The 11,536-nt window shown below is 68.3% G+C and carries 8 protein-coding genes; 1 reads left to right on the top strand and 7 read right to left on the bottom strand.

Annotated elements, in window-relative coordinates; all coding sequences use genetic code 11:
- The first annotated feature begins 12 nt into the window (after positions 1 to 12).
- A complete protein-coding gene (locus AT700_RS23295) occupies positions 13 to 399 on the top strand; it encodes a carboxymuconolactone decarboxylase family protein (protein WP_003094405.1) in 387 nt (128 codons plus the stop codon).
- A gap of 124 nt (positions 400 to 523) precedes the next feature.
- On the opposite strand, the gene AT700_RS23300 is transcribed toward AT700_RS23295, so the two are convergent.
- The 7 genes from AT700_RS23300 to AT700_RS23330 form a co-directional block, all read right to left on the bottom strand.
- Entirely contained in the window at positions 524 to 1,315 is a 792-nt protein-coding gene (locus AT700_RS23300) for a YfaP family protein (protein WP_003112868.1), read from the bottom strand.
- Positions 1,316 to 1,319: 4 nt separating this feature from the next.
- On the bottom strand, positions 1,320 to 2,969 hold the full coding sequence (locus AT700_RS23305; RefSeq protein ID WP_003106536.1) for a YfaQ family protein: 1,650 nt from the start codon (positions 2,967 to 2,969) through the stop codon (positions 1,320 to 1,322).
- Positions 2,966 to 7,516, bottom strand: coding sequence for an alpha-2-macroglobulin MagD (gene magD, locus AT700_RS23310; protein ID WP_048521657.1), 4,551 nt, complete (start codon positions 7,514 to 7,516; stop codon positions 2,966 to 2,968). The genes AT700_RS23305 and magD overlap by 4 nt, the downstream gene beginning before the upstream one ends.
- Before the next feature lie 26 nt (positions 7,517 to 7,542).
- Entirely contained in the window at positions 7,543 to 8,181 is a 639-nt protein-coding gene (locus tag AT700_RS23315; RefSeq protein ID WP_003112865.1) for a DUF1175 domain-containing protein, read from the bottom strand.
- Positions 8,178 to 9,947, bottom strand: a complete 1,770-nt coding sequence (locus tag AT700_RS23320; RefSeq protein WP_003116230.1) for a DUF2138 domain-containing protein — start codon at positions 9,945 to 9,947, stop codon at positions 8,178 to 8,180. The genes AT700_RS23315 and AT700_RS23320 overlap by 4 nt, the downstream gene beginning before the upstream one ends.
- A gap of 38 nt (positions 9,948 to 9,985) precedes the next feature.
- Positions 9,986 to 10,795: a YfaP family protein gene (locus tag AT700_RS23325; RefSeq protein WP_003094417.1), complete on the bottom strand. Its 810-nt coding sequence runs from the start codon at positions 10,793 to 10,795 to the stop codon at positions 9,986 to 9,988.
- A gap of 162 nt (positions 10,796 to 10,957) precedes the next feature.
- A complete protein-coding gene (locus AT700_RS23330) occupies positions 10,958 to 11,518 on the bottom strand; it encodes a response regulator transcription factor (protein WP_003106283.1) in 561 nt (186 codons plus the stop codon).
- Positions 11,519 to 11,536 lie beyond the last annotated feature (18 nt).

The following is an 11,536-nucleotide window of genomic DNA, read 5'->3' on the forward strand; positions in this document are numbered from 1 at the left end:
AGGAACCTTCCGATGAGCGAACAAGGCAAGACCGGCCTGGAGATCCGACGTGAAGTCATGGGCGACGCCTTCGTCGAGCGCGCCATGGGCAACGCCACCGCCTTCACCCAGCCATTGCAGGACTTCGTCAACGAGCATGCCTGGGGCTCGGTCTGGGCCCGCGAGGCGCTGCCGCGCAAGACCCGCAGCCTGATTACCCTGGCCGCCCTGACCGCCCTGAAATGCCCGCAGGAACTCAAGGGGCACGTGCGCGGTGCGCTGAACAACGGCTGCACGGTGGAGGAAATCCGCGAGGCACTGCTGCACTGCGCGGTCTATGCCGGGGTGCCGGCGGCGATCGATGCGTTCCGTGCGGCGCAGGAAGCGATCGATACCTGGCAGGGCGAACAGCCCGCCTGAGCCCAGGAGCCATTCGCAGCGGCATGAGCGCCGCCGTCAGGCCACGGGTTGATAACACCGATGCCTGAGCGACGGCGAATAACGCCAGGGGCGTTATCCGCCCTATGGGACCGAGCGCAGGCGCCTACGGATAACTGAAGCGCTTCACCAGCGTCAGCTCGCCAGGCTTGCGCATCGGCACCAGGAAGGTTTCCTGTTTCTCGTTCGGCGTGCCCTCTTCGGTGACCAGGGTGATGCGCGCCGTGGTCAGGTCCTGGGCGGCCTGTTCGGCGCCATCCTCGCTGCTGCCGTAGCCACCGCCGAAGTAGTTGACGTAGACCAGGTAGGGCCCCTTCTGCGGCGTCGGCGTGGCGATGATTTCCGGGCCGTAGCCGGTGGTGACGTCGACATCCAGGGTCGCGCCGTTGGCCAGCGAACGATTGCCATACCAGACATGGTCGCCGTCCGGGGTCACCAGGTGCAGGTCGAGGTCGGTGTTGTCGCTGTCCCAGGACAGCAGCACGCGCAGCTTGGCCGGCACTTCCCCGCCGCCGCCACCGTGATAGAACTGGACCCGTCGCGACTGCCCGGCGGCGTTGCGCACCTCGACGCTGTTGCTGCCGGACGGGAAGGCGAACGGGCGGTCGAAGCTGCCATCGGCGTCCACCTTCAGTGGCATGCTCACACCGTTCACCACCAGCGTCGCCGGGCGGTCCTTGGGCTGGCTCTCGATCGCGCCGCGAATGCGCGCGGTGGTCGCCTGGTCGGCGGCGACGTTGACCGAGGACGCCGGGTAGTTCACCACCTGCCGGTAATTGGCGGCGGAACCGTCGCCGGCACGCCAGCCGGAGACCGGCGTATCCAGTTTCACGGGGTTGTCCGCCCAGGCGACGAGGGGAAGGCAACTGAGCAGGGCGGCAAGGGACATTCGGTTCATGGAGTCATTCCAGTAGCAGGCGCCGGGCCAGGCTTTCGACATAGTTTTCGTCCTGGCCGCTGGGATGGGCGCGGAAGGCCAGGTGCAGGTATTCGTGGGTGAGGTCCAAGCGTTCCTGTAGGGAATACAGGCCGCGGACGAAGATGCGTTCGCGCTCGCGATCGACATAGGGCCGCCCGGAAGCCAGGCGGCACACGGAAAAACTCGGAATCTCCTCGTAGCCGGGCTCTCGGTCGAGACGCTCGCGCCACTGCCGGCGCTGCTTGCGCAGCCAGTCTTCGGCAGCCGGCAACGGCTGGCAGGCGGCCACCGGGTTGTCCCAGCGGCTCAGGCTGCTGCGCGGGAAAGCCTGGGCGAGGATGCTGTCGTAGCCCAGTCCCTGCCCGGCTTGCTCCACCGCGTGCTTCCAGGACAGGCGCGCCGGACCAGGCTGGTCGGAGTGATAGTTGACGGTCGCCCCGGCCAGCACCAGGTCGGCGCTCCAGGCAGCGATCCGCCGCGTCGGCGCGCTGGCCGGGCGCGGCGCCACGCGCTGGCGCTGGCTGCTGTCATCGATGGCCAGGCATTCGCCGCGCGGCGCGGCGTTTTGCAATAGATAGGTGCGAATGGTCACCGCCAGCGCGCGAGCGGCTTCCTTCGGCTGCGCCGAGGCTTCGCGCTCCAGCACCCGCGCCACGTACTCTTCGCGCGAAACCCGCGCGACCAGGCGCGGCACGCCATCCACCCGTTGCAGGAAGAGGTCGCCGGCGCTGGCGATGTCCAGTCGATTGCCGTTGGCGAAGAGCACTTGCTGCGGACCATGCAGCAGGCCTTCGGCGGCCGGGTGGCCGGAGGGATCGCTGACCGAGCGCAGCGGATAGCGGCTGAACAGGTTCACTTCCACGCAACGGCCCGGATCGGCCGGCCACGGACTCGGCAGGAAGCGCCCGAGCACCTCGGCGTAGCGGTCCAGAATCATCTTGCTGGTTCCCGGGCCGCCGAGCCAGAGCGGCGTTCCATCGACCAGCCAGCCAGCGAAACCGCCCTGGCGCGCCTGCGGGTCATGGTCGTCGAGCCAGCTCCAGGTCTTCACCCGCAGGCGGCCGCCAAGGCTGGCCACGGCATGGCCGTCGCCGGCCTGCAACGCCACGTCGAGCAGTACCCGCCGCGCCTCGCCCTGGGCCGGCAGTTGCTGCAACTGCTCCAGAAGCTCCTTAACCGGCACCCGCGTCTGCGGTTGCAGCCGTTCCAGATCGAGCAACCAGGCCGGTGCCTGGCGCGCCTGCCAGTAGCCGCGCCAGGCCTCCGGCCGCAAGGCGAGGCGCTGCGGCTCGAAATACAGCCCGCAGGAGCGCACCAGGGCGCGGTCACGACCGATCGTCTGGCCATTCTCGCAGCAGTAGACCTCCTCGCGGCTGCGCCCCTGGCAGGTATAGGGCGGCTCGGCCTGGCCGGTGTCGCTCAGCCAGGCGAAGACGAACAGTTTCCACAGGCTGCCCAGCGGAGCCTGCAAATCGGCCGGCAACGGCCGGCGCTCGAGTACCCGCTGGCGATCCAGGCTCACCAGTTCGTAGCCCTGGGTCGTGCGCCAGGCCAGCTGGACCGGCGCCTCCGCTGCGCGAAGCAGCAACGGCACGGCGCACAGCAGGACCAGCCAGGCGCGCAACGCAATCACTCGACCTTGACCTTGGCCAGCGCCGGCTTGGCTTCCAGGGCCTGCTGTTCCGGCGCGTAGAGACGCAGGTAGCGGGCCGGTGGCAGGTTGAAGCTGCCTTTCTGGGAGAAACGCACCAGGTGACGGAAACGCTGCTCGCCACTCAGGCTGTCCACCGGCACCCCGTAGAACAACTCGCCCGGTTCGTTGCGCGCGCGCTCCAGGGTGGTCGCTTCGTCGCCGGCCAGGCCGCTGATCTTGATGCCCCAGGTGGTGCGCTCGACATCCGCGCCGGGCGGCAGCGGCAGTTCCAGCATGCCGTAGCGTAGAGCGGTGTCTTCCGGAACGTTCAGGGTCACTTCGTCGAGATACAGTTCGTCGCTGGAAAGCGGCTTGTCGCCAACCTCCTCGACCTTGAACTCGAACGCCCCCTCACCGGGCACCAGGCGCAGCAGACGACGGCTGATCTGCACCGGCAGTTGCCCGCTCGGCGCCTGGGCGCTGCGGTAGCTGAGCGCAACCGGCAACGGCCGGGCCGGCGCCTCGTCCAGGTCGACCCAGCTCGGAATGCCGCGGCCGCGCCATTGCCAGTAGGTTTCGCCGCTGGCGCCGCGCTGCGCCTGCCAGTCCTTCGGCGGCTGCGGCAGCTTGCCCTGCGGCGCCTGGGCCAACGCGCCCTGCAGCCAGGTCAGGGCCAGGGCGCGTTCCAGGGTCGATTGCGCCGGCGCCAGGCGTTGCAGCAGAGCGCTGACCTGCTGGCCATCCACGGCCGAGCGAGAGGCCAGCAAGGCATCGGTGAACGGCAAGCCGGCCTCACGCAGGCGCTGCGTCGCCGTCTCGGCCTGGGCGGCCAGCGGAGCGGGCACCGCGACCCGCAGTTGCCGTGCCAGGTCCACCGCCAGCACTCGCGCCGCGGCCAGGCCGACGGCCGAGTCCGGGTCGCCCAGCACCAGGCCGTCGTCGGCCTCCAGCGGCTCCGCGCGCGCCTGCCCTTCGCCGGCGTTGGCCAGGTCGTTGAGCAGGCCGCCGAGCAGGGTGTTCACCGGCAACTGCATGTCGCGGGCGAAAGCCAGGATCAGCGCACGCTGCAGCAGCGGGGTCTGCGTCGCCTGCTTGGCGTAGGGCTCGAGGATGCGCTGCCAGTGTTCGGCCGGCAGTTGGATCTCCAGTGCGCGGCTGGCGTACCAATCGGCGTAGTAGGCGTAGGCGGTGAGGAAAGCGTCGCCATCGACGTCGCCGCCCCACCAGGCGAACCAGGCGTCCGGGCCGGCCATCTGCACCAGGCGCAGGCGACTGTTCTGCATGATCAGGCGCAGGCGGTCGCGAATCCGCGGCTCGCCGCCGGCCAGCGCCGGATAGGCGATGCTCAGCGGCAGCAGTTGGCTGGCGGTCTGCTCGACGCCGCCGTAGGGATATTCCAGCAGGTCATCGAGATTGCCCAGGTAGGCCGCGGCCGGGCCATCGGCCAGGCGCAGGCGTACGTCGCGGGCGTCCGCCGGCAGTTGCAGCGGGTTGCTCGCCGCCGCCAGGCTGAGGTTCTGCGCCTGCTCCACCTGCCAGCCGTCGGCCAGCAGGTTGAAGCGCACCGCCAGGCGGTCGCGGACCTGCCCGTCCTGGCGCAGCTCGGCGCTCCAGTCGCCATCGCTGAGCGGCTGTTGCGCCAGCGGTATGTAGTTGACTCCCTTGGCCAGCTCCAGGGGCTGGCTGCGCTGGCTGCCAGGCGGCCCGCTGAGCAGCTCGGCCTTGACCGGCTGTTCGCCCTGGTTGAAGACGAACAGGCCGAGGTCGGGCTGGTCACCCTGGCGGAAGCGGGTCGGCCCGCTCCATTTCAGGTACAGCGGCTTCTCCGAGCGAAGGAACTGCTTCTTCTGGCCGACCTGGCCGTTGTCGTCGATGGCCCGTGCGGTGATCCGCCAGCGGGTCAGCGAGTCGGGCATGCGGAAGCTGAAGCTGGCCTTGCCCTGGGCGTCGGTGACCAGCTCCGGCTGCCAGGCGGCGGTGTCGACATCCTCGCGGCGCGGCCGCTCCAGTACCTTGACGCCGCGCTCGCTGCGGTTCGCCCGTCCGGGTGCGCTGGTGCTGCCGGGCAACGCCACGTCGTAGCTGATGAAGGCCAGGCTGGCGCTGGTGCGCACGTTGTTGCGCCGCGGATGGTAGAAGAACTGGTCGATGCCGGGGGCGATCTCCGCCTGCAGGGCATAGACCATCTCATCCACCACGCTGACGGTCAGGTGGCTGGAAACCGGTTTGCCGGCGAAGCGCGTGGCCAGGGTCACGGTCACCGTCTCGCCCGGTTCGTAGCGCTCCTTGTCGGTGGCGATGTCGATCTCTACCTGGGGCATGCCGACCTTGATCCCGGCGTTCTGGAAGCTGTAGTCGCCGCCCTTGGTGTAGAGCACCGAGAAGGTCAGGTTCGGTGAGAACTCCTCGCGCACCGGGATCCACACGCGGTACTGGGTCGGATTGAGTTTTTCCAGGCGCAGCCAGTCGGCGCCCTTGGACAGCAGGGCGGTGGCCTCGACCTTGTCGCGCTCCAGGGACAACAGCGCATCCTCCACCGGCTCGGGGAAGGTGATCAGTGCGGAGGCTTCCTCGCCGGTGCGGTACTCGGGCTTGTCGAACACCACCTCGACGGTGCCCGGCACCGACTTCACGCCCTCGCCGCTCACCGAGTGGCCGGTGGCGCCAAGGAGCTGGCCCTTGTCGTCGCGCAGCTCCACGGAATAGGTACCGGGGCGCTCGAAGGTCAGCGCGAAGCGGCCGTCGGCGACCGGACCGCTGTCGGTGGCGCGGTCCTCCAGGCGGATCCACTGGTAGCTGCTCGGCTTGAGCGGGGTCGGCTGTTCGCTGGCATAGCTGAACTCGACCTTCTCGCCGGCGGCGCTGAAGCGCTGCGGCGCGCTCAGGCGGTAGCGCGCGGCGCCGCGCTCGATGAGGATCTCCTTGCTGGTCTTGACCCGGTAGGCGGCGCCGTCGCTGGCGAAGATGGTCAGCATGTAGCGACTGGGTTTCTCGGCCGGCGGCAATTCGATGGCGGCGCGGCCCTCGCCGTCGGTGGTCAGTTCGGTGCTGCTCAGTTCCACCGGGAACTGGCCGAGATACTGCAGTTCGTTGTCCACCATCGACAACTGCTGGGCGCGCAGGCTCAGTTGCAGGCGCGCGTTGGCCACCGGCTTGCCGTCCGGATAGAGCAGGACGATCTCGCCCTTCACCGGCTCGGCGGTCTTGAAGTCCGGCTTGGCCAGGTCGAGGGCGACTTCGAAGTGCGGCTTGATGTATTCGGCGACGCGGAAGGCGCTGCTGTAGGTCTGCCCGCGGTAGTCGAAGCGCAACTCGTAGCCGCCGGCGACGGCGTTCTCCGGCAGTTGGAAGCGGCCATTGGCGCCGCTCTTCGCGTCGAAGCGGAGGTCCAGGCTTTGCAATACCGTGCCGCTGGCGTCGATCACGCTCAGGCGCACCGGCGCGCTGGCGGCGGCCTGGGATTGCCGGGCGTCCTTGAACTCGCGGCCGACCATCTTCAACGAGACCCAGTCGCCCGGCCGGTACAGCGGGCGGTCGGTGAAGGCGTAGATCTTGGTGTCGTAGATCTCGCTGTCGTAATAGAAGTTCTCGGAGACGAAGACCCCGCCCTCGCGGTCCTCGCCGATCACGTAGGAGCGCTCCGGACTGGCGTGCTTGAGCCGCAGCAGGCCGTCGGCGTCGGTATTGCCGCTGCTCATCACGCCCAGGCCGTCGGTCCACAGCACCTTGGTGTCGGGCACCGGGGTGCCTTCGTGCTTGCGTGCGGTCCAGACCAGCAGCTCGTCGCCGGCGACCTTGCTCACCGCCACGCTGTTGGAGACGAACACCACGGTGGTGGCGCGGTACTTGCCGACAAGCGCCTCGACCAGGTACAGGCCCGGCTTCAGCTTGCCCAGCGGGATGTAGACATTGCCCGGCACGACGTTGATGAACTCGCTGGAGGAACCGGCCAGCTTTACGTCCTGCGGCGGCTCGATGGGCTTGGCGTCCCACAGCGGATAGCGGAACTGGCTGACCAGCGGCAGGCCGGGAATCGGCGCGTATTGCGGCTGCGCGTCGTAGGGCGTCGGCGCGGTCATGGCGTTGCCCATCTTCAGCTCGGGCACCGCCTCGGTGACCTGTTGCCGCGACTCGTAGGAGAAGGCGCGCTGCATCACCCGGCGCGACTTGCGATACCAGTTGTCCCAGAGATAGGCCAGGGTGTTCGACAGGCCTTCGCCCTTGAACTGTCCCTCGGCCAGGACCCGGTGCAGGTTCTTCTGCCGCTTGAGGAACTCCAGCGGCTGTTCGATCCGGTACAGGCGCACGTCGACCCCGCCATAGGGCTCCATGCGGTAGCGCCGGTAGTCGCGGCCGGGCGCTTCGAGACGGACCCGCGCTTCCTCGTCGGTGGCGAAGCTGCTGTCGGCGAGCAGGAAGAAGGATTCGCCGGCCATCGGCGTGTAGCCGCTCGGTTCCACCGTGTCTTCCGCCTGGACGGCGGCGAACGGCAGCAGGACCAGGGCGGCGACCGCCAGGCTACGGCTGAAACGGCGCAGGTTGCTCATTGCTGTGGTCTTCACTGGGACGCGATTCATTGAGAGAGGAAAGCCAGCCGATAGATGCCGATAAAGTTGGGATTGGATTCGTCGGGGATCCATCGGGTGTCCTTCCATGTCATGAGTTGTTGCAGGCTGACCGAGCGCATGCCGTTATCGGTCGGGGTGCTGCTGCCGGTGTGATAGGCGATGGAGCGGCCCATCCAGATCATCAGGTGCTGGTCGTCGCCCTGGTCGTAGAACATCAGGTCGCCGGGGCGCGCCTGGTTGAGGTCGCGACCGACCAGCCGGCTGTTGAACTGCACCAGCTTGATCGCATTCACATAGGGCCCGACCTGGCCGCCACCCTGCTGCCAGTTCTGCGCCAGGCGCCGTTGCTCGGGACTGAGCGCCAGCTCCGGGGGCAGGTAGCGGTTGGACAGGCCGTTGGCGCGCAGCCACTTGCCATCGTGGACTTTCAGCGCCTCGTTGGCGGCGAAGCGCACCAGGCCGGCGCAGTCCTGCTGGTGCCAGCGCGGACTCGGCCCTTGGCGCAACTGTTCCTGGGCGATGCGCACGAACCAGGCGCGGAATACCTGCGATTGCTGCGGGTCGAGCGTTACCGCGGGCTCGCCGCGGGCAACGCCGCTGGCCAGCAGGAGCAGCGCCAGGCCGAAGGCAGTCAGGCGTCTCACAGCGACCGCCATTCCAGCGGCAGCCATTGCCACGGTGCGTTGGCCTGGCTTCCGGCAGGCAGCCCGAGGGCGTAGCTGCCCTTGCCGGCGAGGGTTTTCAGGCGCGGCATCAGGTAGGTGTCGGCGGCATTGCGGAATACCGGCTCCATGTCCTGCGGCAGGCTGTCGAGGGTTTCCCGTTGCAGCAGTTCGGAGAGCGGCTGCGGCGCCAGGTAGGCCGGTACCAGCGCATCCTTCGGCAACACCTCGGCGAGCGGCGGATAGCGTTTGTCGAGGGTGTCCAGGGCCTTGCCGAGCAACTGGTCGTCGAGGGAGAACAGCAGGGTCTGGCCATGGCGCGCCATGCCGATGCGGAAGAACGCGCGGCCGCTGATGCTCTCCGGGTTGTCCGCCTGGCTGGCCGGATAGGCGCCGAAGTTCGAGCTGACCTGGCGGGTCCAGCGGCGGGTCTGGCCATCCACCCGGTCTTCCACCGGGAAGCTGCCACCCTCGACCTTGGCTTCCTTCGCGCCGATCACGCGACCGAACAGCTTGCCCAGCTCGTCGTCGAGTTCGGCACTGGCCGGCGCGCTCAACTGGCCCACCAGCAGCGGCGAATGCAGCCGCGAACTGGCGTACCAGCAGAGACCGGCAGCGCCGCTGAGATGCTCGGAGAAGGCCTGGGCCATCTTCTGCTCGGCCCCCAGACGCTCCAGCATCACCCCGTACAGGCCAGGGGTGACCGGCAGCGCCACGCAGGCGCTGGCGCCCATCGGCATGGCCTGCCAGACCGGGGCGAAGTCCAGCGGCGGCTGGCGTTCCACCTCGTTCAGCGCCAGGTAGCTGCTCCAGCCCTGCTCGCCCTTCTCGAAGCGCACCCCGGCGAAGCTCGGGATGAAGCGCTGGTAGCCCATGGCCAGGACGCTGGCATTGAGGGTGATGCGCTGGCGCAGCTCGCCGCGGCCCGGCAGGCCGAAGCGCTCGGGGAACAGTTCGTCGCCGTCGAGCAGTGCCTCCAGGTCTTCGCTGGCCGGAGCGTTCAGCGGGCTGTCGTCGCTTTCGCCACCATCGTCGAAGAGCATCCGTGGGTTCGACAGCAACAACAGCCGGTCGCCCTTGGACAGGAACAGCATCGCCTTGTCGTTGCCGTAGCGCAGGCGATAGACCGAGGTTCCCGCCAACTCGCCGACCTTGCGCAACTGCTGGTCGTCGGCGGCGATATGGGCCAGCGGCTCGAGCACCCGCGCCAGGCCGCCGCGCTTGAGCACCACCACGAAGTCGCGCAGGCGGCCGTCGGCGCCGCGCCAGAGGGCGACCTGGGCCGGTTGGTCGAGCAGTTCCTCGACCAGGCTGTCCTTCAGGGTCAGGTCGTGCTCGTAGATGATCCGCCGCAACGTACCGGTCAGGCCGAGGCGGTCGCCATTGTTCTCGTAATAGAAGACGAAGTCCTCGGTCAGGGTATCGCGCAGCAACGGCACCTCGAGGATTTCCTTCGGCAGGCGGCTCAGCGACACGCTCTCGATCAGCGCGTCGGGCTTGCGCAGGTCACGGTAGGCACGTGGCGCGTCGGCGTCCGCGGGTGCCTGGGCGCCGATCGGCTGGCCGAGGTCCTCTTCGGCCGGGCGCCCTCCGCCGAGCCGCTCCAGCCAGCCCATCTGCCAGGCCAGCACACCGCCGGCGGCCAGCGCGGCGACGATCCCCAGCACCGGCCACAGGGCGCTTCGGGTGCGCGCAGCGGCGGGCGCAGGGGTTCCGTTGGCAGGGCTGGGGGTGTTGTTCTCGCTCATGGTTCGCTAATCCCGTGTCATCCGTACGAGGGGATGCTTCAGTAGGTAAAGGTCTTGACCAGCACCAGGTCACCGATGGTGCGCAGGGGCACGACGAAGGTCTCGTGCTTCTCGTCGACGCTGTTTTCGTTGAACACCAGGTTGACCTGCGCGGTGATCACGTCCTGTACGTTGCTGCCGGCCTGGAAGTTGTAGCCCTGGTTGTTGAGGTTGCCCCAGTAGTTCACGTAGATCAGGTAGGTGCCGTGCAGCGGCGCGCCCATGGTGAACATCTCCGGGCCGGGCCCGTCGACGCCGTCCGGATCGAGGCCGCCGCTGTTGCTCAGGCGCGGATGCGCCCAGTAGGCGTGCTGGCCATCGGGGGTGACGATATGCAGGTCGAGCTCGGCCTTCGGATCGTCCCAACCCAGCACCACGCGCACGCGCGGCGGCAGTTGGGAGCGATTGGCCTCGTAGAACTGTACGCGCTTGAGGATCTTGCCGTCGGCGCTGCCGACCTGGACGCCGTTGGAGCCGTGGCCGAACGCATAGGGGCGGACGAAGCGCCCGGCGCCGTCGGTATAGAGAGGGAGAGGATTGCCGTTGACCACCAGGCGCTGGGCGCGCTCGGTGCCGACCAGTTCGCGCAGGTGTCCTTCGATCAGGCTGCGGCCGCGCTGGCCGCCGCGATCGATGGGCGGAGTCGGATAGGCGACACGCGGGGCATCGGGCTGTTCGAGCAGGCCGGAATAGCGCCAGCCTGCCGTCGGACCATCCAGGTCCACCGAAGGCTCGGCTAGTGCAGGCAGCCCGAAGGCCAGTCCGAACAGCACCGACAGGCAGCCGGCACTCGAACCGAAGATACGCATGATCAATCCCTGGTCGTGCGATTCATGAAAGTTGCATCTTAACGATTGCGCTGTCCGCTGGATATCCCCGGCGACCGGCGGAATGTGCGAAATCCACCGCGATTCGACGGAAAGCGGAAAGTATAGGGGGCGCCATGCGGCGCCCCCGTTGTCATTTACGCTTCAGCGCCGTACCGGCCGCTTCTGCAGCTTGCGCTGCAAGGTCCGTCGATGCATGCCCAGGGCGCGGGCGGTGGCGGAGATGTTGCCCTCGTGCTCGGCGAGCACGCGCTGGATGTGCTCCCATTGCAGGCGATCCACCGACATCGGGTTTTCCGGCACCAGGGTGTCCAGGTCGGCGTGCTCGGAGAGCAGCGCGGCCAACACGTCATCGGCATCCGCCGGCTTGCACAGGTAGTTGCAGGCGCCGCGCTTGATCGCCTCCACCGCGGTGGCGATGCTGGAATAGCCGGTGAGGATCACCACCCGCATGTCCGCGTGCAGCTCCAGCAGCTTCGGCAGCAGCACCAGGCCGGAGTCGCCTTCCATCTTCAGGTCGAGCACGGCATAGTCCGGCGTGTCCTGCTGGGCCAGCGCCAGGCCTTCCTCGGCGGAGCCGGCGGTGCTGACCCGCAGGCCGCGACGGCTCATGGCCCGCGCCAGGACCCGGGTAAAGGTGGGATCGTCGTCCACCAGCAGGAGATGGGGTTGTTCTTCCCCTTCGAAGAGCAGCTCTTCAGACATAGGCAGGGCCTCTCAGAC

Source organism: Pseudomonas aeruginosa (assembly GCF_001457615.1).
GTDB classification, from domain to species: Bacteria; Pseudomonadota; Gammaproteobacteria; order Pseudomonadales; family Pseudomonadaceae; genus Pseudomonas; species Pseudomonas aeruginosa.

What these genes read in the sequence shown, in the direction of transcription:
- AT700_RS23295 (WP_003094405.1), top strand. Translation starts at nt 13, where the DNA reads ATGAGCGAACAAGGCAAGACCGGCCTGGAGATCCGACGTGAAGTCATG.
- AT700_RS23300 (WP_003112868.1), bottom strand. Translation starts at nt 1,315, where the DNA reads ATGAACCGAATGTCCCTTGCCGCCCTGCTCAGTTGCCTTCCCCTCGTC.
- magD (WP_048521657.1), bottom strand. Translation starts at nt 7,516, where the DNA reads ATGAGCAACCTGCGCCGTTTCAGCCGTAGCCTGGCGGTCGCCGCCCTG.
- AT700_RS23320 (WP_003116230.1), bottom strand. Translation starts at nt 9,947, where the DNA reads ATGAGCGAGAACAACACCCCCAGCCCTGCCAACGGAACCCCTGCGCCC.
- AT700_RS23325 (WP_003094417.1), bottom strand. Translation starts at nt 10,795, where the DNA reads ATGCGTATCTTCGGTTCGAGTGCCGGCTGCCTGTCGGTGCTGTTCGGA.
- AT700_RS23330 (WP_003106283.1), bottom strand. Translation starts at nt 11,518, where the DNA reads ATGTCTGAAGAGCTGCTCTTCGAAGGGGAAGAACAACCCCATCTCCTG.